Consider the following 23,919-nt stretch of genomic DNA (forward strand, 5'->3'; position numbering starts at 1 on the left):
GGGGGGGGGGGGGGGGGGGGGGGATGGGGGGGCGGCCCGGGCCGGTGCGCACCACGTGCCCCCGCAGACGGGTCAGGATTCCTCGGGCTCCGGGAGCGCCGCGATGACGACCTTGGCCTCGTCCTCCGTCAGCTCGATCCCGAACTGCCGGTCCAGCAGCTCGCGGACCTCCTCGTCCACCACGTACCGGACCTCGACGGTGCCGTCGGACCGGGTCAGCGTGAGCTTGCGGTGGTTGAGGTTGAGCCGCCGGTCCTCGGCGATGTCCTCGAGGAAGACCCGGCCGGTGAACGGCGAGTGGGAGTGGGTGGAGATGTACCAGTTCGCCACCACGCAGTCGATGTGGTGGTGGGGTGTGGTGGTGTACCAGTACAGGGGGAACCAGTCGTCCTCCCGGCGCAGCGAGAGCACCCACTCCTTGTCCGAGCCCTGCACCCGCGCCAGCCGGTACACCCAGCCGCCCTGGTCGCAGACGGTGCCGTCGGCGACGAGGAGCGGCTCGAGCGGGCCGTCGTCGCCGAAGCCGACGTCGGCGAGGTACGTCTCGTCGCCGACGGCCACGCTCAGCACGAGGTGGGTGCGCGGCAGCGGCTTGGGCGCGTTCAGCAGCGGGCGGGCGTACAGGCGGGTCACCTCGTAGCCCAGCCGCTCCAGCAGGACGGCGAAGAGCATGTTGTGCTCGTAGCAGTAGCCGCCGCGCCGCCGGCGCAGCAGCTTGTCCTGCATCGCGTCCACATCGAGGTCGATGCCCCGGCCCAGCAGGATGTCGAGGTTCTCGAACGGGATGGTCAGGGCGTGCGCCCGGTGCAGCCGGCGCAGGGTCTCCGCGGTCGGCTCCAGGGGCCCGGCGATGCCCAGGCGGTCGAGGTAGGCCTGGACGTCGAGCCGGTCGGCCTGCCACTGGGCGGGGCTGCCGATGCTGCCGTTGTCGGCCATGCTCAGCCCGCCTGCCCGCGCCCGGAGGTGCCCGACTTCTTCTCGCTGTCGAGCATGGCCATGCCCTCGGCGTCGAAGCGCGTGCCGGCGACGTCCTCGGCCGGGACGGCGCGCTCGATCTCGGCGACGTCCTCGGCGGTCAGCTCCAGCGACAGCGCGCCGAGGGCCTCGGTGAGCTGCTCGCGGCGCCGCGAGCCGACGACGGGGACGATGTCGACGCCCTGGGCCATCGCCCAGCCGATCGCGAGCTGCGAGGTGGTGACGCCCTTGGCCTCGGCGACCTTGCCGAGGGCGGCGACCAGCTGGAGGTTGCGGTCGAGGTTCTCGCCGCTGAAGCGCGGGAAGTTGCTGCGGCCGTCGTCCTTGGCGGTGGCCCGCTGGTGGTTCCAGCGGCCCGACAGCAGACCGCGGGCGAGGACCCCGTACGCGGTCACGGCCGTGCCGAGCTCGCGCGCCGTCGGCAGGATCTCGTCCTCGATGGCGCGGGAGAGCAGCGAGTACTCGATCTGGAGGTCGGCGATGGGGTGCACGGCGGAGGCCCGGCGCAGGGTCTCGGCGCCGATCTCGGACAGGCCGATGTGGCGGACCCAGCCGGCCTCGATGCACTCCTTGATGGCGCCGATGGTCTCCTCGATCGGCACGTTCGGGTCCAGGCGCGCCGGGCGGTAGACGTCCACGTAGTCGGTGCCGAGCCGCTGCAGCGTCTGGGCCAGGGAGTTCTTGACCGCCTCGGGGCGGTTGTCGACGCCGAGGATCCCGCCGGCCGGGTCGCGCAGGACGCCGAACTTGACGCTGAGGGTGAGCTGCTCGCGGTCGTGGCTCTGCAGCACCTCGCGCAGGAGGAGCTCGTTGTGGCCGCTGCCGTAGAAGTCACCGGTGTCGAGCAGGGTGATGCCGGCGTCGATGGCGGCGTGCGCGGTGGCGACTCCCTCGGCCCGGTCCGCGGGGCCGTAGAAGTCGGACATGGACATCAGGCCGAGACCGAGGGCGGAAACCTCGGGGCCGGCCGAACCAAGTGATCGCAGCTGAGTCATATGGCACAGCATCGAGCGGTGTTCTGCGAAGCAGAAAGAATTCCCGCGCCCTTCTGTCAGGTCACCCCACCTGACAGGAATGGCCAAATACAGACGGGGAGTTGGCTTTCCCATTGCCTATGATGCGGCGCATGACAGAAACCATGCGCTCGGTACGCCAGGAAACCCTCGGCACCAGTGAAGTCCTCAACCTGACAGATTCTCCCATCCCCACGCCCAATATCTCGGAAATTCTGGTAAAGACGCATGCGGCCGGCGTGAATCCGATCGACTGGAAGATCCGCGAATACGGCCTGTGGCTCACCCCGCCGTTCGGCGTCGGCTGGGACGTCTCCGGTGTCGTCGTGGCCGTCTCGCCCGGCGAGAACCGCTTCAAGGTCGGCGACGAGGTCTTCGGCCTGCCCTCCTTCCCGAACGAGGCCGCCGCGTACTCCGAGTACGTCGCCGCGTCCGCCCGCCACTTCGCGCCCAAGCCGCAGTCCCTGGACCACGTCAAGGCGGCCGCCCTGCCGCTGGCCGGTCTGACGGCCTGGCAGGCCCTGGTGACCGCCGCGGACGTCCAGCCCGGCCAGAAGGTGCTGGTCCACGCGGCGGCCGGCGGCGTCGGCCACCTCGCCGTGCAGATCGCCAAGGCCCGCGGCGCGTACGTGATCGGCACCGCCAGCGCCGCCAAGCACGAGGTGCTGCGCGAGCTGGGCGCCGACGAGCTCATCGACTACACGGCCGAGGACTTCACCGAGACGGTCAAGGACGTGGACGTCGTCTTCGACCTGATCGGCGGCGACTACGAGGAGCGCTCGCTGCGCGTCCTGCGCCCCGGCGGCATCTACGTCGGCGCGACCAACCCGCTCGCGGAGGCGGAGATCAAGGCCAGGGCCGAGGCGCTGGGCGTGCGCGGCGCCACCGTCAACGTGGCCCCCGACCACGCCGACCTCGCGCAGCTCGCCGCCCTGGTCGACGCGGGCCGCCTGCGCCCGCTGATCGCCGAGACCTTCCCCCTGGAGGAAGTCCGCAAGGCGCACGAGCTGAGCGAGTCGAAGCACACCACCGGCAAGATCGTCCTTACGATCTGATCCGTGCACGACTGGCGGATCGACCCGCGCGAATACGCGCGCCACGAGCAGCGGCGGGGCCGCCGCCACGCCTACGGACGGCTGTCCGGGCGGCGGACGGCCCTCGTCGTCGTCGACATGGTGCGCTTCTTCGTGGACGGCAGCCCGTACGGCCCCGGCATCGTGCCGCAGGTCCACCACCTCGCGCAGGCCGTGCGGGCCGCCGCCGGCACGGTCGCCTGGGTCCTCCCGGCCGTATCGGCGGAGCCGGACCCCTGGGCGGTCGAGTTCTACGGGCACACCACCGCCGAGGCCTACCGGCGCGCCGGCGGCACCGGCGGGCCCGCGGACCGGCTGGCGCCCGGGCTGGTCCCGGCCGCCGGCGACCTGGTCGTGGAGAAGAGCGCGCCCTCCGCGTTCTTCCCCGGCCGCTGCCCGCTGCCCGGGCTGCTCGAGGAGCGCGGCATCGACACGGTCGTCGTGTGCGGGCTGGTCACCGACGTCTGCGTGGCGGGCACCGCGCGCGACGCCGCGACGCTGGGCTACCGCACGGTGCTGGTCGCCGACGCGAGCGCCACCCGCAGCGACGCCGCGCACAACGCCGCCCTGACCACGGTCTACCGCAGCTTCGGCGACGTGCGCGCCGCCTCGGAGGTCGCCGCCCTGCTCAGCGCCGCCGGGAGCGGATAGGGCCGCTCCGGCGGCAGCAGCCGCTGCGCCTGCGCGGCGCGGCCCGACTGCACCAGCTCCCCGATCCTGCGGGCCCGGGCCGTGACGTCGGCCAGCCCGACCACCCAGTCCTCGGCGAAGGTCCTGATCAGCCCGCGGCCGATCCCGACCTGGATGCTGTAGTGGTTCAGCGCCGCCCCGCGCAGGGACCGCTCCGGGTCCCACTGGACGTGCACCGCGGCCGCGGCGACGGCCGCCGGGTCGGAGGTCGTGGGCACCCCCTGCGCCAACGCCTCCTCCCACCCCTCGCGGGTGATGCGGACGGCCAGGATGCGCTCCTGGCCGGCCTTGCGGGCCCAGTTGCTGCGGTGCATCAGCCACAGGAACGACGGCTTGATCCAGGTCATGCGGTGGAAGGAGAACGGCGGCACGAACCGGCCCGCCGCGAGGGCCGGTTCGGCGATGGCGCGCCCGTACGCCTGATAAACGGTGACGGTCTGACCGTCATACGCAGCCCGTATCTCGTAAAGCGGTGCCATACCCCGCACCCTGCCAGCCAGGCAGCCCCCGTCGCGAGCCGTTTCCCACGGCCTCGCCGCTGCGCGGAGCCTTTCCCCTCCCCGCCCCTTCCCGAAACCGGGCTCCGCCCGGACCCTCCCCCAGCTACCGCTGGGGGGACCCCCAGGGCGCTTCGCGCCCGGTGCGCTCAAACGCCGCGCGGGCTGGATATTCCAGCCTCACGTTTGAGGCGCGGGGTCTGGGGCGGAGCCCCAGTTCGGGAAGGGGCGGGGTGGGGAAGGGCTCCGCGCAGCGGTGTTGGGCCGGTCAGGCGGACGCGGCCGTCCAGGCGTCGAAGTCGTACGCGCCGTGCAGCCACGCCACCTTGTCGTACATGTCATCGGCCGAGAGGGACGAGAGCATCGCGTTCCGCTCGACCCGCGCGTCGCCGGCCGCGTGGTACAGCTGCCGCCCCATCTCCCGGGCCACCAGCTGCACCTGCGCCGTCCGCTCCCGCCGCGCCGCGCTGTACTTCTCCAGCCGCTGCTCGAAGTCGGCGGCGCAGCCGTCCAGCAGCCCGCCCAGCAGGACCGCGTCCTCCACGGCCTGGCAGGCCCCCTGCGCGGCGTACTGCAGCATCGGGTGCGCCGCGTCGCCGAGCAGGGCGACACGCCCCTCGGTCCACCGGTCGACCGGGTCCCGGTCGCACAGCACCCACGTCTTCCAGTCCTGCCCGAGCTCCAACAGCCGCCGCGCCGCCCCCGACAGCTCCGGGAAGGAGTTCAGGACGTGGTCGTGGTCGGCCGGAACCCCGGCCACCGCCTCCGTGGCGCCGTTGTCACGCGTGGCGGCCAGGTTGAAGGTCTCGCCGCCCGCGATCGGGTAGTGCACGAAGTGCCACTTCGGGCCGGCCCACAGGGTGACCGTGTTCCAGCGCAGCTCCTCCGGCACCGCCTCCATCGGGATCACCGACCGGTAGATCGTGTGGCCGGAGACCCGCGGCGAGCCGTCGCCGACGAGCTGCGCCCGGATCGCCGAGTGCAGCCCGTCGGCGCCGATGAGCGCGTCGCCGGTGAGGCGGCGCCCGTCGGCGAGCAGGGCCGTGACCGAGCCGGCCTGCTGCTCGTAGCCGACCACGTGGTGGCGGCCGCGCAGTTCGATGCCGGGGTGCCGGCGGGCGGCCTCCAGCAGCGGCAGGTACAGGTCGACGCGGTGGACGACGGCGTACGGGTTGCCGAAGCGGACCCGGTAGTCGTCCTTCACCGGCATCGCGGCGACCTTCTCGCCGGTGGTGCCGTCCATGAAGGTGAGCTCGTCGATGAAGACGGCGCGGTCGCGGACCTCCTGGCCCACACCGAGCAGGTCCAGTGCGTGGAAGGCGTTCGGGCCGAGCTGGATGCCGGCGCCGACCTCGGTGAAGACGTCCCGGCGCTCCAGGACGGTGACCTGGTGCCCCCGCTTGGCGAGCCCGAGCGCCGCGGCGAGTCCACCGATGCCACCGCCGGCGATGAGAATGTCGGCCATGGGTGTCTCACATCCCTTTCGTTGTCAGTGACTGTTGCTGCTCGAGTGCGCCGGGAAGAGGCGTCCCAGTTCGGCGTGGAAGCCGGGGAACGTCTTGCCGACGCAGGACGGGTCGTCGAGCGTGATGCCGGGCACGCGCAGGCCCAGCACCGAGAACGCCATGGCGATCCGGTGGTCCCGGCGGCAGGCGATCCGGGCGGCCGTGGGGCGGCCCGGGTGAACGGTGATCCGGTCCGGTCCGGACTCGGTACGGATGCCGAGGGCGCGCAGGTTCTCCTCGACGGCGGCGATCCGGTCCGACTCCTTCAGCCGGGCGTGGCCGATGCCGTGCACGGTGACGGGGGCGTCCGCGAGCGGGGCGATCGCCGCCAGGGTCATGAAGGTGTCGGAGATGTCGCCCATGTCGACGGCGAAGCCGCCGCGCAGCGGGCCGCCGGCGGAGGTCGTGCCGGTGACCGTGGTCTGCCGGTCGCCGATCTCGACGTGCGCCCCGGCCCGCCGCAGCACTTCCACGAAGCCGAGGTCGCCCTGCACGCTGGAGCGGCCCAGGCCCGGCACGGTGACGGTGGTGCCGGTGACGGCGGCCGCCGCGAAGAAGTAGGAGGCGGTGGAGGCGTCGGGCTCGATGTCGAGCTCGGCGGCCGCGTAGCCGCCGGGCAGCACCTGTACGGCGCCGTCGAACTCGTCGACGTACGCCCCGAAGTGCCGCATCAGCTCCTGGGTCATGGTGATGTACGGCCGGCTGACCAGGCCCTCCCCGCGTACGGTGAGCGGCCGGCGCATGAGCGGGCCGGCCATCAGCAGCCCGGTGAGGTACTGGCTGCTCAGGCTGGCGTCGACGGTCAGCTCACCGCCCGCGAGGCCCTCGGCGTCGACGGTCAGCGGCAGTCCGCCGACGGGCTCGGTGACCCGGGCCCGGGCGCCGAGGCGGCCCAGCGCCTCGGCCAGCGGGCGCAGCGGGCGGGCCCGCAGCTGGTCGGTGCCGTCGAAGGTGAACCCGCCCCGGCCGGCCGCCGCGAACGGCGGCAGGAAGCGGGCGGCGGTTCCGGCGTCCTCGCACCAGACGGTGCCCGGGCCGACCGGGGGGCGGCCGGCGCCGGTGACCTTCCAGACCTCGCCCTCCCCGGCTGCGGACCCGGCTCCGGCCCCTGCCCCGGTGTCGACGTGTACGCCGAGCCCGGCCAGGGCCTCGCGGAAGGCGACGGTGTCCTCGCTGACCAGCGGGGCCCGCAGCAGCGAGACCCCGTCGGCCGCGGCGGCCAGCAGCAGCGCCCGGTTGGTGATGCTCTTGGAGCCGGGGATCCGGGCGGTCAGGACGGTGTTCACGCGTGCTCCCGGTGTCCGGCGCGGGCCAGCCCCGCGCGGGCCAGTCCGGCGCGGGCGGTCGCGGCGACGCGCTCGGCGGTGAAGCCGTGCTGCCGGTGCAGGGTGGTGCAGGGGGCGCCGGAGCCGTACTGGTCGAGGCCGACCTTCAGGCCCGCCTCGCCGAGGAGCTCGTACCAGCCGAGCGCGGAGCCGGCCTCGACGGAGACGCGGGCGCGGACCCGGGCGGGCAACACCTGCTCGCGGTATTCGGGGCTCTGCTCCCGGAAGCGGGCGAGGCTGGGCATGGCCACCACCCGGGCGGCGATGCCGTCGCGCCGGAGGATCGCGCGGGCGTCGAGGGCCACGCCGGCCTCTTCGGCGGTGCAGATCAGCACCACCTGGGGGGCGCCACCGTCGGCCTCGGCCAGGACGTAGCCGCCGCGGGCCCGCCCGCGCACGTCCTCGGCGACGCCGGCGGGGCCGAGGACGCAGCACGGGGTGAAGCGGTCGCGGTTCGACCAGCCCGGGTCACCCGGGTCGTGCCGCATCAGCCGCCGGTGACGGGGGGAGGTCTGCATGGGACTGCTCACCGCTCTGCTCAGGGCTCCTTCGCTCGGCCGCCGGTCGGGTGCGGGGATGGACGCGGGGTGGGACGTGAGGGGTGGTCACTCGTTGGTCTTGCGGTCGAGCACGAGGTCGTGGCCGACGATGTACGAGGCGGCGTCGGAGCAGAGCCACACCACGGTGTCGGCGATCTCCTCGACGCTGGCGCCCCGGCCGAGCGGGCAGGGGCTGATGGCGTTGATGCGGATGGACTTCGAGACGTACTCGCGGGCCGCGGTCCGGGTCAGGGCGCTGACGGCGGCGGTGGAGGCGGCGTAGGCGCCGAGGCCCGGGAGCATGCCCTGGGCGCCGATGTTGCTGGCCGTGTTGACGATGACGCCGCCGCCGGCGGTCTCCATGTGGGCGATCTCGTGCTTCATGGACAGCCACACGCCCGTCAGGTTGGCCGTCAGGGTGTGGGCCCAGACGGTCTCGTCGATGTCCGCGACGGGCTGGTGCGGGCCGAGCTCCGTGGTGTTGTTGAAGGCCACGTTCAGGGCTCCGTGGCGGCGCACCGTCTCGGCGACCGCGTATGCGGCGCCGGCCTCGGCGTCCGGGGCGGTGTCCGACACGTCGGCGACGAGGCAGTCGGCCTGCCCGCCGTCGTCGCGGATCAGCTTGACCGTTCCTTCGAGCGTCTCCGGGTGGCGGCCTGCGACCACCACGAGCGCGCCGAGCCGGGCGAAGGCAACCGCCGCTGCCCGGCCGATGCCTTCGCCTCCTCCGGTGACGAGGACGACCTGGCCGTCGAACCGTTCAGACATCAGCGTTCTCCTGATTCTCCGCGTCGGATTTATCGGGAAGGCGCTCTTCGGAACGCCATCGACCAACCGTCACCCTGCAATAAAAAGGGCGTCGGCGGGCAGTCGGTTCGGGTCACTTCGTCAGGTTCTCGGCTCATCTGACGTAATAATGCGGCCGCCTTTGACACCGCCGTTCGGCCGACCGATGCTGCACGCCGGCCCACCGGCGGAAAAGGGAGATCAATGCTGACGCTTTCATGGACGCGCCCGGTTGTCGGCGCAGGTCAGGGCGGGTGTCCGGCTCCCACGAGGGAGAGCTTGTGGGAGGCTCTGCTCCACAAGGCGGAGTTCCCCACGGGTTATGTTCCGGCCATTACGGAATGCCGGATCAACGAGCGCTACCCGGATGGATTTCTGCGCGAAATCAGACGCGGAGACCTCACCTTCCTGCAACGGGTGACACCGCAGGAGAGCGCGGGGCGCATTACGTACCGGCACCTGGACGACACCGACATCGCCGAAATACGCAACGAGATCGGCGAGGACGAGGAAGGGCGGCTCACGCTCACGCTGAGCATCACCCTGACCGACCGCCCGGCGGCCGCGATCCTCGCGCAGAACACCTATCTGCGGGAGCTGGACTGCGACTTCCACGGCACGCTGGACGCCATGACGGAGGTCCTGCACCGCGTCATGATGCGGCGTGAAGCGACGACGGCCCCCCACGACCCGAACGGGTCGTGAGGGGCCGTTCGCGTACGGGCTACGCCGCGGCCTCCCGGATCAGGTCGAGGCCCGGCAGCCCGGGCAGCGTGTGCACGCCCTCGACCGTGGCCTCCACCTCGAACACCGTGTACTGCACGGGCCGGCGCCCGATCAGCTCGGCGGCCCGCGGTGCGAGCGGACGCGCCGCCGCCTCCGCGCTCTCCCACAGCATCACCGCACCCCAGCGCTCGGTGTCGGGGTCCGCGATCCAGAACTTCAGCCGCAGCCCCTCGACCGCCGAGAACCTCTCGACGGCCTCGTCGCGCAGGTAGGCCCGCAGCGAGTCGATGGTGTGCCCCGAGCCCTTCAGGTCCCACCAGGCCACCGTCGCCCTCATACGAGGCTCTCGCTGAGCAGTCCGGACAGGGCGTCGCCGACGATGCGGATGCCGTCCTCGGTGAGCACCGACTCGGCGTGGAACTGCATCGAGCGGAAGCCGGGCCCGCGCAGCGCGTGCACCTCGCCGGTCTCCGCCTCCCGGCACACCTCGACCGTGCCGATGCCGGGCACCTCGGCGGTGTCCGAGGCGCTCTGCGCGGCGAAGGTGTTGTAGAAGCCGACGCGCTCGCGCCGCCCGAAGAGCTCGATCTCGCGCTGCACGCCCTGGTTGGGCTGCTCGCGGCGCTTGAGGGAGAAGCCCAGCTTGGTGCTGAGCACCTGGTGGCTCAGGCACACCGCGAGGAAGGGCCGGCGCTCCGCGAGGAGGGTGTCGACCGCGTCCCGCAGGTGGGCGATCTTCGGGTGGCCGGTCTCGCGCGGGTCGCCCGGCCCCGGTCCCATCACGACGAGGTCGTACGGGGCGAAGCTGTACGGCTCGTCGAAGCGGCGGACGGTGACGTCGGCCTCCATGGACCGCAGCTGGTGCTCGATCATCGCGGTGAAGGTGTCCTCCGCGTCGACGACGAGCACCTTGCGGCCCACGAGCAGGGGGACGGGCCGGGTGCGGGCGCCGTCGTCGTCCAGCCAGAAGCCGGCGATGGTGGCGTTGCGCGCGTCGAGCGCGGCCCGTACCTCCGGGTGGTCGCCGAACCGCCGCGGTCCCGGCTGCTCGAACACGGCGAGCAGGCCCGAGGCCTTGGCGCGGGTCTCGGCGACCTCCGACAGCGGGTCGGAGTGGCGCACGAGGGTGGCGCCGACGCCGATGCTCATCCGGCCGGAGGCGTCGATGTCGGCGGTGCGGATGAGGATGGCCGAGTCCAGGGTGCGTTCGCTGTTCTCGTCCTGGCCGATCAGGGCGAGGACGCCGCTGTAGTAGCCGCGGCCCTGCGGCTCGTACTTCTTGATGACCTTGCCGGCGCTCTCCAGCGGGGAGCCGGTGACGGTCGGGGCGAACAGGGTCTCGTGGAGGATCTCGCGCGGGTCGCGGGTGGTGCGGCCCTCGATGAAGTACTCGGTGTGGGCGAGGCGGGCCATCTCCTTGAGGTACGGCCCCACGACGCGGCCGCCGGACTCGCAGATCCGGGCCATCATCTTCAGTTCCTCGTCGACGACCATGTACAGCTCGTCGGCCTCCTTGCGGTCGGCGAGGAACTGCATGACGCCGGGCAGCTCCGGCCCGGAGGCCGGGAACCGGTAGGTGCCGGAGATGGGGTTCATCACGGCGCGGCCACCGGAGACGCTGATGTGCCGCTCGGGGGAGGCGCCGACGAGGGTGCGGTCGCCGGTGTGGACGACGAACGTCCAGTAGGCGCCGGTCTCGCGCTCCAGCAGGCGGCGGAAGAAGCGCAGGGCGGCGGCGACGGAGTAGTCGCTGATGTCGGCGACGAAGGAGCGCTTCATCACGAAGTTCGCGCCTTCGCCGGTGCCGATCTCGTCGGTGACGACGCGGCGGACCGTTTCGGCGTACGTCTCGTCGTCGATGTCGAAGTCGCCGCCCGGCACGAGCTGCACGGGGGCGTCGGGGATCCGGTCCAGCACGGTCGCGAGCGGCACCCGCGCCTGCTCGGCGATCGCCATGGCCAGCAGCGGCGCGCCGTCGTCGGGCGCCTCGAAGCCGCGCTCGGCGAGCTGGCGGTACGGGACCAGCGTGAGCACGTCCTGCCGGGCCCCGGCTCCGGCGACGGTGTCGCCGAGGGGGATGTCGGCCAGCGTGGCCGCCTCGGTGAACTCGCCGAGGAACAGGTCGAGGTGGGGGGTGACGACGGACTCCGGGCGGTGGATCAGCGCGAAGGCCGGCGGACGGGGGCCGAGGATCCGGCCGAGCAGCTCCTCGCTCATGCCGACTCGCCTCCCGCGTACGCGGCCACCCGGTCCGGGAGGGCCATGAGGAGCTCCTTGGTGGTGGTCAGGCGTGCGCAGCGGCCGGCCGCGTACTCCAGGGCCATCCGGTGGTCCTCCCAGCTGAAGTCGGCGATGGCGTCGGCGACCAGGAAGGGCTGGATGTCGTTGGTGAAGGCGTCGACCGCGGTCATGAGCACGCCCACGTGGGCGTACACGCCGCAGATGATCAGCTGGTCGCGGCCCGCGGCGCGCATCCGCTCCAGCAGGTCGGTCTTGAAGAAGGCGCTGTAGCGCCACTTGGTGAGCATCCAGTCGCCGTCGGCGGGCGCCACCGGGTCCACGACCTGGCGGTGCTCGGCGCTCGGCTTCATGCCCGGGCCCCAGAAGTCGTTGAGCAGGCCCCGCTCCTCGGGCGTCATCCCGCCCGGCTGCGCCGTGTAGGCGACCGGGATGCCGAGCTCGGCGGCGCGCACGCGCAGCTCTCCGGCGTTGCGGGACAGGTCCGTGACCGGCTGCTCGCCCTGCGGGAACGCGGCCAGGAAGTACTTCTGCAGATCGTGCACCAGCAGGACGGCGCGGTCGGGATCGACCTCCCAGTCGACGGCGGAGGCGGGCAGGTCGGCCGCCGACGGCATCGGGTAGGGGGTGATCGCAGGTATGCCTGCCATGCCTTTCTCCCTCTCGTTCACGGTTCGCTGACTGGTTGCACCGGTCTCAGACACCGAGCGCCGCACCGCCGTCCACGGTGAGGTCGTGCATGGTGATGTGGGACGCCTTGTCGGACAGCAGGAAGACGACCGCCTCGGCGACGTCCTCGGGGCGGGCCAGCTTGCCCAGCGGGATGCCGACGCGGTAGGCGTCCGGGACGCCGTCGATGGAGGCGCGGGCACTGCTGTCGTCCGTCCACATCGAGTTGAGCATCGGGGTGTCGGTGGAGCCCGGCGCGACCAGGTTGGCGCGGATGCCGAACTTGGCGACCTCCAGGCCGAGGCACTTGGTGAACATCGTCGCGGCCGCCTTCGACGCGGCGTACGCGGACATCTCCGTACGGGCGGTGCCCGCGGCGTTGGAGGCGATCGTGACGATCGCGCCCCGGCGGCGCGGCACCATGCGGTTGACGACGGCCCGGGAGACGAAGAAGACCCCGGTGGTGTTGACGGCGAACGTCGTGCTCCACTCCTGGTCGGTGAGCTTGCGCGCCTCCGCCAGGCGCAGCACGCCGGCCGCGTTGACGAGGAAGTCGAGCGGTCCGACGAGCGCCTCGACGTCGTCGACGAGCTTCTCGACGTCCGCGCTGGCGGTGACGTCCGCCGCGAACGGCTCGACGCGGGCGCCGCCCTCCTCCTCGATGGCCTTGGCCACGTCGCGCAGGCGCTCGGCGTCCCGGTCGACCGCGGCCACCCGTACGCCCCGGGAGGCCAGGGCGCGCACGATGGCCTCGCCTATGCCGCCGGCCGCCCCGGTGACGAGAGCGATCTTTCCTTCCATGATGGAGTAACCCCCTTGTATATAGCCTCAGCCGCGCCAGGCGGAGGCGACTTCGATTGCCTGGTCGGAATTGAGGCGCGGGTCGCAGAACGAGGTGTACTTCTCACCCAGCTCGTCGAGGTGGTATTCGTCGCTGACGCATTCGTGGACCTGGTCGGGGGTCGTCTCCAGATGCAGGCCCGCGGCGACTCCGCCGTTGTCGGTGACGGCCTTCTGAAATTCCTCGACCTCGCGCACCACGGTCTCGACATAACGGGTCTTGATGTTGCCCGGCGCGCTGACGGTGTTTCCGTGCATCGGGTCGCACATCCACAGCACCGGGTGGCCCGCCTCGCGCACGGCGCGCACCAGCGCGGGCAGCTTCTCGGCGGCCTTGCCCTGGCCCATCCGGGAGATCAGCGTGAGCCGGCCGGGCTCGCGCTCCGGGTCGAGCCTGCCGCACAGCTCCACCAGGGCGTCCGGGCTCATGGTCGGGCCGACCTTGGTGGCGACCGGGTTGGCGATGCTCGCGAAGAGCTCGACGTGGGCGCCGTCGAGCTCGCGCGTGCGCTCGCCGATCCAGGGCCAGTGGGTGGAGGTCAGCAGCACCTTGCCGTCGGGCTGGGTCCGCAGCATGGGGCCCTCGTAGTCCAGGAGGAGGGCCTCGTGGCTGGTCCACACCGGGGCTTCCGCCGGGGAGGGGCGGCGGCCCTCGCCGTGCCAGCCGAGGGCGGCCATGGCGCGGGAGGCGGCCCGGTAGCCGGCGACCAGGCGGCGCGGGTCGGGGCGGCGCAGATCCGGGTCGGGCTCCGGGCTGTTGACCATGTGGCCGCGGTAGACCGGCAGCTCCATGCCGCCGATGTTCTCGGTCGGGCTGGAGCGGGGCTTGCCGAACTGCCCGGCGAGCCGGCCGACCCGTACGACGGGCTTGAGCGAGCGCGTCTTCATGACGCCGGCCAGTACGTCCAGGAGGGCCGCCTTGCGCGCCACGTAGCCGGGGGTGCACTCGGCGGGGTCCTCGGCGCAGTCGCCGCCCTGGACGATCTGCACCTCGCCCCGCGCGGCCGCCGCGAGCAGGGCGCGCAGGTCATCGACGTCCTCACGGCGCACCAGGGCGGGCGAGTCCGCGAGCTCGGCCCTGGCGTTCTCCAGGGCCTCTTCGTCCGGCCAAACGGGCTGCTGGCCCGCGGGCAATGATTTCCAGCGTGCAACACCGTGCATGCGGCACCTCCCAGTGCTGTACCTGCCGTGACATCAGATGCAGCGAGAAGTCTGTGAAACAGGGAATCGGGTGAACCACCAGAGATTCCCCACTTCGTCAGGTGGGGGTGCGTTCGGTCAGGTTCGGCGACGGATTCGGAAATAAACCTGACGCATCAGCGGGAGCGATAACGGCGCGGGGCCGAAAATCCTTTACGGTCCGCTCGCATGGCGGGGAGGGTGCCGCTTACGGCGGTCCGCACTTGACACACCATCACCATATTGTTTCCGGCGTAAGTCGTGACGTTCTAAGGTCGGACCGTGGTTAGTCAAGGAGCTGGAGCGCTGCTGAGGCAACTGGTGTCCGAGGGGGTCTCCCCGTGGCTCAGCGCGCGGGACCCGGAGGAGTTCGCCGCCGCGGTCCGGTATCCGACGCTGGGAGGCCACTTCCACAACGCCCTGGCCCCGGCGGGCAGTACGCCCGCGCAGGCGCGCCGGGCCTGCGATCTCCTGCTGCCCCTGTTCGAGGCGAGCAGGGGCACCGTGGGGCACGTCTCCGTGCCCGTGGCGCCCCGCTGGGCGCACGACGCGCCGGCCCTGCTCGAGGCGGCCCGCTCCCTGCACGGCGCGGTGGGCCGCCCCAATGCGCTCGTCCGCATGCCGATGACCCCGGCGGGGCTCGCGGTGCTCGCGGACTGCCTCGCCGACGGGATCGGGGTGCACGCGTGCCTGGTGTTCTCGGACGCGCGGTACGCCGAGGTGCTCGACGCCTACGTGTGCGGCCTGGAGCGGTCCCTGGCGTCGGGCCGGCCGCTGGGCGGCGCCCCGATGGTGGCCTCGTTCCCGGCGGGCTTGTTCGACCGCGAGGCCGACTCCCGGCTGGACGAGCTGGGCGTGGCCGTCGACCACGAGGTGCGGGGCGCCGCGGGCCTGGCGGTGGCCCGCAGGATGTACCGGATCCGCGAGGAGCGGCTGTCCGGGGACTGGTGGCGGGTGCTGCGGGCCAACGGGGCTCCGCAGCCGCGGCTGCTGTGGAGCCCCGCGGACGGCGGCGTGGGCGCGCTCGTCGGCTGGAACACCGCCCTCGCACTGTCCGTGGAGACCCTGGAGGCCGCCGCCCTGGAACCGGCCCTCACCGGGGACACCCTGCTGAACGCGGGCGCCGAGGCGTCGTCCGCGCTGCTGGCCCTGGAGCGGCTCGGCGTACGGGTGGCCGAGCTCGCGGCCGTGCTGGAGGCGCAGGAGCTCGCGCGCCTCCAGCAGGGCCGGCCGGTCAGGAGGGGATCCGTGCCGGCTGCCTCTCCGGGAAGCGGGTGTTCGTCAGCGCCAGCAGCGGAGCAGCCTTGACGGCGGTCTCCTCGTACTCGGCGTCCGGGTCGGACAGGGCGACCACGGCCCCGCCCACCCCGTACGCCACCCGGTCGGCGGTGACGGTGGCGGTGCGGATCACGATGCTGAGGTCCGCGGCGCCGGAGAGCGAGAAGTAGCCGATGGCACCGGAGTACACCCCGCGCGGGCCGGCCTCCAGCCGGTCGATGATCTGCATGGTGCGGATCTTGGGGGCACCGGTCATCGAACCGCCGGGGAAGGCCGCGCGCACGCAGTCCACGGCGGTGAGCTCCGGGCGCAGCCGCGCCCGTACGGTGCTGACCAGCTGGTGGACGGTGGCGTAGCTCTCGACGCGGAACAGCTCCTCGGCCTCGACGGTGCCGGGGACCGCGCAGCGGCCGAGGTCGTTGCGGACCAGGTCGACGATCATGAGGTTCTCGGAGCGGTCCTTCTCGTCGCTCAGCAGGTCCTCGATCAGGGCCGCCTCCTCCTGCGGGGTGGCGCCGCGCGGCCGGGTGCCCTTGATCGGCGAGGACTCGACCAGCCCGTCCGGGGAGACCCGCAGGAACCGCTCCGGCGAGGTGCTGAGCACCGACAGCTCCCCGAACTGCAGCAGCGCGGCGAACGGCGCCGGGCTGATGCGGCGCAGCGTGCGGTACGCGGTCCAGGGGTCGAGGGAGGCGGTCTCGGCCTCGGCCATGTTGGTGAGGCAGACCTCGTACGTCTCGCCGGCGGCGATCTCCTCCAGGCAGTCGTCGATGAGGTCCAGGTACGCGCCGCGGTCGTGGCGCAGCCGGATCTCTCCGCCGGGTGCCTGCGGGCGCGGGGCCGGCAGGCGCAGGCCCGCGAGGCCGGCGAGCCGCTCGGCGGTGCCGATCAGCCAGGCGTCGGCCTCGGCGGCGGCTTCGGTCCCGGCGTCCTCCTCCACCAGGGCCAGCAGGTATGTGGCGTCCTCGGCGTGGTCGAGCACCAGGGCGCGGTCGGCGAAGACCATGGCGGCGTCGGCGACGGGCGAGCGGTGGACCAGGTCGCCGCCGCATTCGGCCTTGAGCTCGTAGCCGAGGTAGCCGACCCAGCCGAGGGTGAAGTCGAAGGGCAGCTCGGGGATCTCGGTGCTCAGGGCGCGCAGGTCGCGGTCGATCCACTCCAGGAAGGGCGCGGCGACCAGTTCGCTGCTGCCGTCGGCGGAGGCGACGGTGACGACCTTGCTCCAGACGTCGGCGGTGGCGACGCGGGCGAGCGGGCCGGTGGCGTCGCCCATGACGGAGAACCGGCCGCGGTCGCCGCCGGGGAGGCTGCTGTCGAGCCAGAAGGCGTGGTCGTTGCCGCGGAAGAGCTCGTCGTAGGCGGTCTCGGCGTCCCAGCGGGTGGGCAGCCGGTGCGCGACGAGGCGCAGCCGTCGCTCGGGGGCCTCGGCCGGGGCGGGCGCGGGCGACACGGGTGCGGGCGACGCGGCTCCGGCAGTCGCGGCTCCGGCGGTCGGGGCCGGCGTGGTCGGGGCCGGCGCGGCCTGGGCCGGGGCGGGCGCGGTGTGCCGGCGGGCGGTCGCCGGGCGCGCGGTCTGCCGGGCCGCCTGGTGCCCGGCGGTCAGCCGGGCGAAGTTTGCAAGCAGCTCGATCCCGTACTGACTGCAAATCGACTCGGGATGGAACTGGACCCCCCACTGCGGCCGCGTACGGTGCCGCAGGCCCATCAGGATGCCGTCCGGCGTCCAGGCGGTGGCCTCGAGCGACGCGGGCAGGTCGGTCACGGCGAGGGAGTGGTAGCGGACCACCTCCATCGGCGAGGGCAGCCCGGCGAACAGGCCGGTCCCCCCGTGCAGGACCTGCGAGGTCCGGCCGTGCCGCGGCTGCGGCGCGCGGTCGACGGTGGCGCCGTGGACGTGGCCGATCCCCTGGTGGCCGAGGCAGATGCCCAGCAGCGGGAGCTGCGCGCGCTCGATGATCTCGGTGCAGATCCCGAAGTCGGCGGCGCGGCGCGGTGTTCCCGGGCCGGGTGAGACGACGACGTTGTCGAACGCCGAGAGTTGTGCGATCTTCCAGTGCGGATCGTCATTTCGGACGACTTCCGGCTCACGGCCATTGACCTCGGCCAGATAGTGGAAGAGGTTGTACGTAAACGAGTCGTAATTGTCGACAAGAAGCGTACGCACGGCGAAATATCCCCCCATTCAAATCAAGCCGCGACTGGCCTGATTTCGATCAGCATGTGCTCGACCATGTCCTCCCCGTACTCCCCCTCGCGGACCCGCCGGGCGGCCACCACCGACAGCTCCCGACCGCAGGCGTCCGCTATGCGGTACAGCGCCTCCAGGTCCCCCCGGTCGCTGAAGTGCAGCAACACCCGGCCGCCGGGGGTCGTCCAGTGGACTGACTGCTCCAGGAAGCGGCGGTGCGCCTGGTATCCGGCGTCCACGTAGGCCCGTTCGTGCACCGACTTGTACTCGTAGCCCTCCGGCCCCATCACGTAGTTGGAGCTCCAGAAGACGGTGTCGAAGCGCTCCTGCTCCCGCAGCCCCGAGAACAGATCGCTGTGCAGGGCCTGCAGACGGTCCGTCACCCCGTGGCGCTCGGCGTTGACGGCGGCGTTCTCGACGGCCGAGGGGCTGATGTCGGCCGCGACGACCCGCTCGTATCCGGCCAGCGCCGCGGTGACGGCGATCACGCCGGTGCCGCAGCCTATCTCCAGGAACGAGCCCGAACGACCCGCCAGATCAGGGTCGTTGAGGCCGAGCAGCTCCAGCGAGACGGTCGTCGACGGGGAGTAGACGGGCGCGAAGACCTCGTCGAACAGGTCCCACTCGCGCCCCATGAGGCTGAACACCCTGGGGCGATCGACCCTGGTCAGGGACAGTCGGCTGCGCAGCAGCGACCGTTCGTAGCTCTGGAGCTGGGACAACTGGGCCAGCGGAGACATGCGAACTCCTCAAGGAACCAAGTGACGGGTGTCGCCGGTGGTGTGTGGTGGCACCACCGGAACGCTCGGTGATCAGCCTGCACTCGAGTGGTCCTCGACCAGAAGGTGCCCAGATGACAGCATCACTCGGGGAGTGTGGTGATCCGATCACCCTCGGCCAGTCTGACCAGGACTGCATCTCAAGTGTTTCTTGACCGGTTCTTGCCCCAAGAGATACTTTCAGGCGGGCCAGGGATTGATTGCACAACGGTTGGTGCAAACGTGAACGGCTTATTGCGGGGGTCGGGGGAGCAGTCGTGGTGGACCACGCGTACGAAATGCTGGAACTGCTGAACAGAGAGGCGCCCGCGGCTGCCTTCGATGACGTGGTCCGCAAAGCGCGTGAGTCCGGCCTGTCCGGCGACGCCCTCGACCGGCTGACCAGGGCCCGCGACCAGAGCCTCGGCATCCGCGCGCTCTTCGTCCGCCGCCAGCAGCGCGAGGCCGGCCTCGCCGCGCTCGTCGACACCGCACGGGACCTGACCCTCCCGTACGACCTCGACGAGCTGCTGAAGGTCATCACCCGCCGGGCCCGCCTGCTGCTGGGCCTGGACATGGCCTGGGTCAGCTTCGACGACCTCGAGGAGGGCTGCTCCCGCGTGCGTTCGGCCGACGGCCACGCCTCGGCCCTCACGATCGGCTTCGCCATCCCGCTCCAGGGCGGCGGCGTGGGCAAGCGCGCCGCGGAGGGGTCGGCCCCCTTCTGGTCCGCCGACTACATGAACGACACCAGCTTCGCGCACAGCCCGATCATCGACGAGGTGGTCCAGGCGGAGGGCCTGCACGCCGTCATGGCGGTCCCGCTGCGGCACGGCGGCGCCAGCCTCGGCGCCCTGTACGTCGCCGACCGCCACATCCGGCACTTCACCCCCGACGAGGTCTCGCTGATGAGCTCCCTCGCCGACCTTGCAACCGTTGCAATCGAAAAGGCGAGGCTGCTGGAGCAGACCCGGTACGAGGTCGAGGAGCTGGAACAGGACACCTCACGCGCCCTGGACTCCTCCACCATCGCCCGCCGGCTGCGCGAGACCCACGGCCGCCTCCTCGACCTGGTCCTGCAGGGCGTCGGCCTCGGCAGCCTGGCCGCCGAGGCCGTCAAGGGGCTCGACGGCACCCTCGTCGTGCGCGACGCCGCCGGCCGCACCCTCGCCTGCCCGACCGGCGAGATCCCCGAGCTGGACGAGGCCGAGGTCCACAGCGTCCTGCTCGACGCGCACACCGACCGCCAGCCCCGCAGCACCCGCGACGGGGTGTGGGTGGCCTCGATCGCCGCGGGCGACGAGATGCTGGGCACCCTGATCCTGGCCACCGAGGAGCCCGCCGGGTACCTCCAGGTCCAGCTCCTCGCGCTCATCGCCCAGGTGACCGCCGTGGTCCTGCTGATGGAGCAGGGCATGGCGGCCGCCGAGGGCCACATGCGGGACGAGTTCTTCCAGGACCTGCTGCGCGGCACCAAGCTGTCCCCCGCCCAGATCGCCGAGCAGAGCCGCCGGCTCGCCCTCAACCTCGACGAGCCCCACGTCATCGTCATCGCCCGGCCCGAGGGCGGGGTCCAGGGGCGCGTCGCCGCCTGGGCCGCCTCGTACGCCAACCGGCAGCAGGGCCTCAAGAGCGTCGACGGCGACGACGTGGTGCTGCTGCTGCCCGGCACCGCGGCCGGGGCCGTCGCCCGTACGGCCTCCCGCGAGCTCTCCGAGGTCCTCGGCAGGCCCGTCACCGCCGGCTCGGCCGGACCCGTCGACGACCCGGCGGGCATCGTCCACATGTACCAGGAGGCCCGCCGCTGCCTGGACGCGGTGGCCGCCCTCACCGGTGCCGGCAGCACCGCCTCCCCCGACGAACTGGGCTTCCTCGGCGTCCTGCTCTCCGAGAAGCCGAACATCGACCGCTTCATCAACGACACCATCGGCCCCGTGCTCGACTACGACGACCAGCAGTACACGGAGCTGATCCGCACCATGGAGGCCTATTTCGCCTCCGCCAACAGCCCCTCGCGCGCCGCCGAGTCCCTGCACGTGCACCCCAACACGGTCTCCCGCCGCCTCGAGCGCATCACCGAGATACTCGGCGAGGACTGGCAGAAGCCCACCCAGGCCCTGCAGGTGCAGCTCGCGCTCCAGCTGCAGCGCACCCGCCAGGCCCTCAACCAGAGCCGCCGCACGACGCCCCGGCACACCATCGGCTGAGCACCGCAGGCGGCCGGCTACCGCTCGACGGCCCGCTGCGTGAGCATCCGGACCGCGTGCGCGGCCGAGGCCAAGGTGGTGTGCCGGTGCCAGCCGCCGAAGGACCGGCCGCCGAAGTCGGTCATGCCGACCTGCTGCGAGACGGTGGCGAAGTCGTGCTCCACGTTCTGCGCCCGCTTCGCCAGCCGCAGCAGCGCCCCGGGCGGGGCCTGGGTCATGTCGCTGATCCAGCACCGCTCGGGCCAGCCGCGCGGGTCGTTCCACTCCCCGAACAGCAGCACCGGCGCCGCCAGGTGCGGCAGCTCCACCCGGACGCCGACCACGAGCGAGGTGCGCGGCTGGTGGGTGTACGGGTCCAGCCAGCTGACCGGGCGGCGCAGCGTACGGGCCATCAGCAGCAGCTGGTGCGCGGCCAGTTCCCGGTTGCCGCTGCTCGCCAGCACCGGGTCCACGCACCGCACCCGCATCGAGCCGCGGGCCGAGGCCACGTAGTGCATCCCGGCCGGCCCGAACCGCCGGGCCACCGCCCCCGGCTCCACGTCCGGCAGGTCGAACACCACCGGGCGGTGCGGCTGCCCCACCCAGTCCCGCAGCTCCTCGACCGCTCCGGCCGCGCATTCCAGCGGGCTCGTCGCGAGCTCCGACTCGTGGACGTTCGGCGACAGCGGGCCGACGCTGTCGCGCCACTTCTGGGTGAGGCCGAGCCGCCAGTTGACCGGGCAGCTCTGCTCCTCCCCGACGGACCACACCCCGAACGCCACCTGGCTGTTGACCATCTGCCCGAGCTCCGGCACGAACCGCCGCGCCACCCCGACCGACTCGGTCCCCGCCTTGGAGATCACCACCGGCTGCACGACCCAGGCGCGGGGCCGCAGGGCGCGCTCCAGGTACCGGGCGAGGGCGGCCCGTACCGGACCCCAGTCCCAGGTGGAGGACACCACGAAGTGGTGGAGGCTCTGCTCGGCCGCCCGGTCGCCGACGTGCGCCGCGATGTTCCGTATCGACTTGCGGCCCTCGGCCTTGAGCAGGCCGCGCAGGTACACCTCCCCCTTACGCCGCTGGTCGCTGCGCGGCAGCGAGGCGAACAACTCGGCGCAGAGCTCGTCCACGACCAGGTCCGGCACGAACCGGCTGCTCAGGGTCTCCAGTCGTTCGAGACTCGGTGCGCTCATGATGGATCCATCCCTTCCCCCGGCTTCCTTCTCCAGCGCATCAACCCTGCGTCCGGGGGGAGTACGAAGCCCAGGTGGAGCCGTCACACACATTCGGGCCCGGATGCACGGCGGACCATCAGCCCCGAACGGACCAATCGGCGCGAATGATCATTTGACGAACTGCGGTGAGGGCGCTTGGCCTGGTCAGAGGCCTTCCGCATGCTCACGGGGCCTGGTGGCCGATCCGGTGGACCACTGCCGTGCGGGGCGGCAACGGCGGGGCGATGGTGACGGGACCACCACCACGAAAGCCGCCGATGGTGGCACGACCACCACGGACGGCCCACCAGACCGGCCGTGAGCGGCGAGCCGCGGTTACCGTGAGCGACAGGACGATGCGAGACAGTGACCGATGGTCAGCGGACGGGAGCTCCCATGACGGACGAGGCCTACCAGCGCACCAAGCCCCACATCAACATCGGCACCATCGGCCACCACCAGCACGGCAAGTCCACGTTGACGGCGGCGATCACCCACGTGCTCCACGACCTGAACCCGGCCGTCAACCGCGCCCACACCGTCGAGGAGATCGACAAGGCTCCGGACGAACGGGCCCGGCGCAGCAGCTCCGACGTGGCGCACGTCGAGTACCAGACCGAGGAGCGCCACTACGCCCACCTGGACTGCCCCGGGCACGTCGACTTCATCCGAAACATGATCATCGGCACGGACCAGATGGACGCCGCGATCCTCGTGGTCTCCGCCTCCGAAGGCGTACAGGAGCAGACCAGGGAGCACGTGCTGCTGGCGAGCCGGGTCGGCGTGCCGTCGGTCGTCGTCGCGATCACGAAATGCGACCTCGTCGACGACAGCGAGGCCATCGCCCGGGTCGAAGCCGCCGTCCGCGACCTGCTGGACGACAACGGCTACCCGGGGGAGGGCATCCGGGTGGTGCGCGTATCGGCCCTCGGCGCGCTGGAGGGCAACGAGCGGTGGCGCGAGAGCGTGTCCGAGCTCCTGAAGGAGATGGAGGCCGGCACCCCGCTCCCCCGGCGGGCGGTGGACCAGCCGTTCTACATGCCGGTGGAGAGCGCGCACCCGCGGGAGGCCGGCCAGGGCACCGTCGTCACCGGCAAGATCGAACGGGGCATGGTCAAGGTCGACGACACGGTCTCGGTGGTGGGTCTCGGCCCGACCCTGACGGCCACGGTGGCCGGCATCGAGATCTTCCGCAAGACCGCCCGCGAGGGGCAGACCGGCGAGGAGGTCGGCCTCCTCCTGCACGGCGTCGAACCGGACGAGGTGGTCCACGGCCAGGTCCTCGCCGAGCCCGGCTCGATCACCCCGCACCAGGTGTTCGAGGCCCAGGTCCACTTCCTGTCCGAGGAGGAGGGCGGCCGGCACACCCCCGTCTCCAAGGGCTACCGCCCGCAGTTCTTCTTCCACACCGCGGACGTCACCGGCACCCTGGACTTCGAGCCCGACGAGCTCCCGCCGGGCAGCAACCACACCGTCCGGATCGAGCTGATGTCCCCGATCGCCGTGGAACGCGGCCAGCGGTTCGCCGTACGGGAGAGCGGCCTGACGGTCGCGTTCGGCCGCGTGTCCCGCGTCATCACCTAGCCGTACGGCTCCGCGCGGCCCCGAGGAACACCGCCCAGGCGGCATCACTCAGCTCCACGACAGGGCCTCCGTCCCACTTGCTGTCCCGAACCGCGACCGTGCCCGCCACGTTCGTAGCCACCTCGACGCAGTCCGTGTTGTTCGTGGTGCTGCTGAAGCTGGATTTCACGAACTGGAACCGACTCATGCCTGAAAACCTTTGCTGATTGCTTCGATCAGGTTCACGGAGTCGCGGGGCGCAAGGCTCAGCCGAGTAACCCGGTCGAACGCCCGGCTGTAAGCCTCGTTGGCTTCTGCGCCCTCCGCCCACACAGTAGACGCGATGCTCTCCGTGTAGCCGACTTCCAGGGCGCCAGGCTCTGCGAATGACAGGATGTTGAATGCACCCGAGACGGCATGGTGCGCACCCACACGGAACGGCAGCACCTGTACGTGGACATGGGGCAACCTGGCCATCTCCACCAGGTGTTCCAGCTGTCTGCGCATGACGTCCGGGCCGCCGACCTGCTGCCGCAGGGCCGCCTCCCAGAGCACGGCGTGGAACTCCAAGGGCTGATCGCCTTGCAGCCGTGCCTGCCGCTTCGTGCGGGTCTCCACCATCTCCTCGATCTGGTCGGGATGCGTCCATGAATCGGAACTGACGCCGAGAGCACGGT

Annotated in this window: 23 protein-coding genes; 6 read left to right on the forward strand and 17 right to left on the reverse strand. The window is 71.9% G+C overall.

Annotation, left to right across the window (positions count from 1 at the left end; genetic code table 11):
• Window positions 1–72: 72 nt before the first annotated feature.
• Together ABZ924_RS28990 and ABZ924_RS28995 are read right to left on the reverse strand one after the other, a co-directional pair.
• Complete coding sequence (locus ABZ924_RS28990) at window positions 73–936, reverse strand: arylamine N-acetyltransferase (protein WP_361915979.1); 864 nt, start codon at window positions 934–936, stop codon at window positions 73–75.
• A gap of 2 nt (window positions 937–938) precedes the next feature.
• Window positions 939–1,970: an aldo/keto reductase gene (locus ABZ924_RS28995; protein WP_361915982.1), complete on the reverse strand. Its 1,032-nt coding sequence runs from the start codon at window positions 1,968–1,970 to the stop codon at window positions 939–941.
• Between the two features lie 131 nt (window positions 1,971–2,101).
• Between ABZ924_RS28995 and ABZ924_RS29000 the strand changes: the two genes are divergently transcribed.
• Together ABZ924_RS29000 and ABZ924_RS29005 are read left to right on the forward strand one after the other, a co-directional pair.
• On the forward strand, window positions 2,102–3,043 hold the full coding sequence (locus tag ABZ924_RS29000; protein WP_361915985.1) for an NADP-dependent oxidoreductase: 942 nt from the start codon (window positions 2,102–2,104) through the stop codon (window positions 3,041–3,043).
• A gap of 3 nt (window positions 3,044–3,046) precedes the next feature.
• Complete coding sequence (locus ABZ924_RS29005) at window positions 3,047–3,712, forward strand: cysteine hydrolase (RefSeq protein ID WP_361915988.1); 666 nt, start codon at window positions 3,047–3,049, stop codon at window positions 3,710–3,712.
• Here the strand turns inward: ABZ924_RS29005 and ABZ924_RS29010 are convergent.
• The 5 genes from ABZ924_RS29010 to ABZ924_RS29030 all read right to left on the reverse strand — a co-directional run bounded on the left by ABZ924_RS29010 (window position 3,640) and on the right by ABZ924_RS29030 (window position 8,385).
• Complete coding sequence (locus ABZ924_RS29010) at window positions 3,640–4,230, reverse strand: DUF4291 domain-containing protein (RefSeq protein WP_361915991.1); 591 nt, start codon at window positions 4,228–4,230, stop codon at window positions 3,640–3,642. The genes ABZ924_RS29005 and ABZ924_RS29010 overlap by 73 nt on opposite strands.
• Window positions 4,231–4,516: 286 nt before the next feature.
• Entirely contained in the window at window positions 4,517–5,713 is a 1,197-nt protein-coding gene (locus ABZ924_RS29015; RefSeq protein WP_361915994.1) for a 3-hydroxybenzoate 6-monooxygenase, read from the reverse strand.
• 24 nt (window positions 5,714–5,737) lie between these two features.
• Window positions 5,738–7,039 (reverse strand): 3-phosphoshikimate 1-carboxyvinyltransferase, encoded by a 1,302-nt coding sequence (gene aroA / locus ABZ924_RS29020; RefSeq protein WP_361915997.1) that lies wholly within the window; start codon window positions 7,037–7,039, stop codon window positions 5,738–5,740.
• The gene (locus ABZ924_RS29025; RefSeq protein WP_361916000.1) at window positions 7,036–7,608 is read right to left on the reverse strand and encodes a hypothetical protein; all 573 of its coding nucleotides are present in this window, start codon (window positions 7,606–7,608) and stop codon (window positions 7,036–7,038) included. The genes aroA and ABZ924_RS29025 overlap by 4 nt, the downstream gene beginning before the upstream one ends.
• Before the next feature lie 75 nt (window positions 7,609–7,683).
• Window positions 7,684–8,385 (reverse strand): SDR family oxidoreductase, encoded by a 702-nt coding sequence (locus ABZ924_RS29030; protein ID WP_361916003.1) that lies wholly within the window; start codon window positions 8,383–8,385, stop codon window positions 7,684–7,686.
• Between the two features lie 297 nt (window positions 8,386–8,682).
• Here ABZ924_RS29030 and ABZ924_RS29035 point away from each other — a divergent pair, with 297 nt between their 5' ends.
• Window positions 8,683–9,108: an AtaL-like protein gene (locus tag ABZ924_RS29035; protein WP_361916006.1), complete on the forward strand. Its 426-nt coding sequence runs from the start codon at window positions 8,683–8,685 to the stop codon at window positions 9,106–9,108.
• A gap of 19 nt (window positions 9,109–9,127) precedes the next feature.
• Here the strand turns inward: ABZ924_RS29035 and ABZ924_RS29040 are convergent, their stop codons facing one another.
• Genes ABZ924_RS29040 through ABZ924_RS29060 form a run of 5 tightly spaced genes read right to left on the reverse strand, consistent with a single transcriptional unit; the run spans window position 9,128 to window position 14,037 of the window.
• Window positions 9,128–9,466, reverse strand: coding sequence for a hypothetical protein (locus ABZ924_RS29040; RefSeq protein WP_361916009.1), 339 nt, complete (start codon window positions 9,464–9,466; stop codon window positions 9,128–9,130).
• On the reverse strand, window positions 9,463–11,346 hold the full coding sequence (locus ABZ924_RS29045; protein ID WP_361916012.1) for an anthranilate synthase family protein: 1,884 nt from the start codon (window positions 11,344–11,346) through the stop codon (window positions 9,463–9,465). Before ABZ924_RS29045 ends, ABZ924_RS29040 begins: the two co-directional genes overlap by 4 nt.
• Window positions 11,343–12,017 carry an isochorismatase family protein gene (locus tag ABZ924_RS29050; RefSeq protein WP_361916015.1) on the reverse strand — a complete coding sequence of 225 codons (675 nt, stop codon included), beginning with the start codon at window positions 12,015–12,017 and terminating at the stop codon, window positions 11,343–11,345. The genes ABZ924_RS29045 and ABZ924_RS29050 overlap by 4 nt, the downstream gene beginning before the upstream one ends.
• A gap of 46 nt (window positions 12,018–12,063) precedes the next feature.
• On the reverse strand, window positions 12,064–12,837 hold the full coding sequence (locus ABZ924_RS29055) for a 2,3-dihydro-2,3-dihydroxybenzoate dehydrogenase (RefSeq protein WP_361916018.1): 774 nt from the start codon (window positions 12,835–12,837) through the stop codon (window positions 12,064–12,066).
• Between the two features lie 27 nt (window positions 12,838–12,864).
• Window positions 12,865–14,037 carry a 3-deoxy-7-phosphoheptulonate synthase gene (locus ABZ924_RS29060; protein ID WP_361916021.1) on the reverse strand — a complete coding sequence of 391 codons (1,173 nt, stop codon included), beginning with the start codon at window positions 14,035–14,037 and terminating at the stop codon, window positions 12,865–12,867.
• A gap of 300 nt (window positions 14,038–14,337) precedes the next feature.
• Here ABZ924_RS29060 and ABZ924_RS29065 point away from each other — a divergent pair, with 300 nt between their 5' ends.
• The gene (locus ABZ924_RS29065; RefSeq protein ID WP_361916024.1) at window positions 14,338–15,363 is read left to right on the forward strand and encodes a transaldolase family protein; all 1,026 of its coding nucleotides are present in this window, start codon (window positions 14,338–14,340) and stop codon (window positions 15,361–15,363) included.
• Here ABZ924_RS29065 and pabB read toward each other — a convergent pair.
• Window positions 15,290–17,497 carry an aminodeoxychorismate synthase component I gene (pabB, locus tag ABZ924_RS29070; RefSeq protein ID WP_361916027.1) on the reverse strand — a complete coding sequence of 736 codons (2,208 nt, stop codon included), beginning with the start codon at window positions 17,495–17,497 and terminating at the stop codon, window positions 15,290–15,292. The genes ABZ924_RS29065 and pabB overlap by 74 nt on opposite strands.
• Window positions 17,498–17,520: 23 nt before the next feature.
• Window positions 17,521–18,261, reverse strand: a complete 741-nt coding sequence (locus tag ABZ924_RS29075; RefSeq protein ID WP_361916029.1) for a class I SAM-dependent methyltransferase — start codon at window positions 18,259–18,261, stop codon at window positions 17,521–17,523.
• A 296-nt stretch (window positions 18,262–18,557) separates the two neighbouring features.
• On the opposite strand from ABZ924_RS29075, the gene ABZ924_RS29080 reads away from it, so the two are divergent.
• Complete coding sequence (locus tag ABZ924_RS29080) at window positions 18,558–20,486, forward strand: helix-turn-helix domain-containing protein (RefSeq protein ID WP_361916032.1); 1,929 nt, start codon at window positions 18,558–18,560, stop codon at window positions 20,484–20,486.
• 17 nt (window positions 20,487–20,503) lie between these two features.
• Here the strand turns inward: ABZ924_RS29080 and ABZ924_RS29085 are convergent, their stop codons facing one another.
• Window positions 20,504–21,658, reverse strand: a complete 1,155-nt coding sequence (locus tag ABZ924_RS29085) for a transposase (protein ID WP_361916035.1) — start codon at window positions 21,656–21,658, stop codon at window positions 20,504–20,506.
• Between the two features lie 417 nt (window positions 21,659–22,075).
• On the opposite strand from ABZ924_RS29085, the gene ABZ924_RS29090 reads away from it, so the two are divergent.
• Window positions 22,076–23,263: an elongation factor Tu gene (locus ABZ924_RS29090; protein ID WP_361916038.1), complete on the forward strand. Its 1,188-nt coding sequence runs from the start codon at window positions 22,076–22,078 to the stop codon at window positions 23,261–23,263.
• Here the strand turns inward: ABZ924_RS29090 and ABZ924_RS29095 are convergent.
• Together ABZ924_RS29095 and ABZ924_RS29100 are read right to left on the reverse strand one after the other, a co-directional pair.
• Window positions 23,256–23,450 carry a DUF397 domain-containing protein gene (locus ABZ924_RS29095; protein ID WP_361916041.1) on the reverse strand — a complete coding sequence of 65 codons (195 nt, stop codon included), beginning with the start codon at window positions 23,448–23,450 and terminating at the stop codon, window positions 23,256–23,258. The genes ABZ924_RS29090 and ABZ924_RS29095 overlap by 8 nt on opposite strands.
• On the reverse strand, window positions 23,447–23,919 hold a 473-nt coding region (locus ABZ924_RS29100), incomplete at its 5' end, for a DUF5753 domain-containing protein (RefSeq protein WP_361916044.1). The genes ABZ924_RS29100 and ABZ924_RS29095, both read right to left, overlap by 4 nt.

Origin of the sequence: Streptomyces sp. NPDC046876, from assembly GCF_040645035.1 — a bacterium.
In the GTDB taxonomy this organism is placed as follows: Bacteria; Actinomycetota; Actinomycetes; order Streptomycetales; family Streptomycetaceae; genus Streptomyces.

Coding starts and splice junctions, on each gene's coding strand:
- ABZ924_RS28990 (WP_361915979.1), bottom strand. CDS start 936: ATGGCCGACAACGGCAGCATCGGCAGCCCCGCCCAGTGGCAGGCCGAC.
- ABZ924_RS28995 (WP_361915982.1), bottom strand. CDS start 1,970: ATGACTCAGCTGCGATCACTTGGTTCGGCCGGCCCCGAGGTTTCCGCC.
- ABZ924_RS29000 (WP_361915985.1), top strand. CDS start 2,102: ATGACAGAAACCATGCGCTCGGTACGCCAGGAAACCCTCGGCACCAGT.
- ABZ924_RS29010 (WP_361915991.1), bottom strand. CDS start 4,230: ATGGCACCGCTTTACGAGATACGGGCTGCGTATGACGGTCAGACCGTC.
- ABZ924_RS29015 (WP_361915994.1), bottom strand. CDS start 5,713: ATGGCCGACATTCTCATCGCCGGCGGTGGCATCGGTGGACTCGCCGCG.
- ABZ924_RS29030 (WP_361916003.1), bottom strand. CDS start 8,385: ATGTCTGAACGGTTCGACGGCCAGGTCGTCCTCGTCACCGGAGGAGGC.
- ABZ924_RS29040 (WP_361916009.1), bottom strand. CDS start 9,466: ATGAGGGCGACGGTGGCCTGGTGGGACCTGAAGGGCTCGGGGCACACC.
- ABZ924_RS29045 (WP_361916012.1), bottom strand. CDS start 11,346: ATGAGCGAGGAGCTGCTCGGCCGGATCCTCGGCCCCCGTCCGCCGGCC.
- ABZ924_RS29050 (WP_361916015.1), bottom strand. CDS start 12,017: ATGGCAGGCATACCTGCGATCACCCCCTACCCGATGCCGTCGGCGGCC.
- ABZ924_RS29055 (WP_361916018.1), bottom strand. CDS start 12,837: ATGGAAGGAAAGATCGCTCTCGTCACCGGGGCGGCCGGCGGCATAGGC.
- ABZ924_RS29060 (WP_361916021.1), bottom strand. CDS start 14,037: ATGCACGGTGTTGCACGCTGGAAATCATTGCCCGCGGGCCAGCAGCCC.
- ABZ924_RS29075 (WP_361916029.1), bottom strand. CDS start 18,261: ATGTCTCCGCTGGCCCAGTTGTCCCAGCTCCAGAGCTACGAACGGTCG.
- ABZ924_RS29085 (WP_361916035.1), bottom strand. CDS start 21,658: ATGAGCGCACCGAGTCTCGAACGACTGGAGACCCTGAGCAGCCGGTTC.
- ABZ924_RS29090 (WP_361916038.1), top strand. CDS start 22,076: ATGACGGACGAGGCCTACCAGCGCACCAAGCCCCACATCAACATCGGC.
- ABZ924_RS29095 (WP_361916041.1), bottom strand. CDS start 23,450: ATGAGTCGGTTCCAGTTCGTGAAATCCAGCTTCAGCAGCACCACGAAC.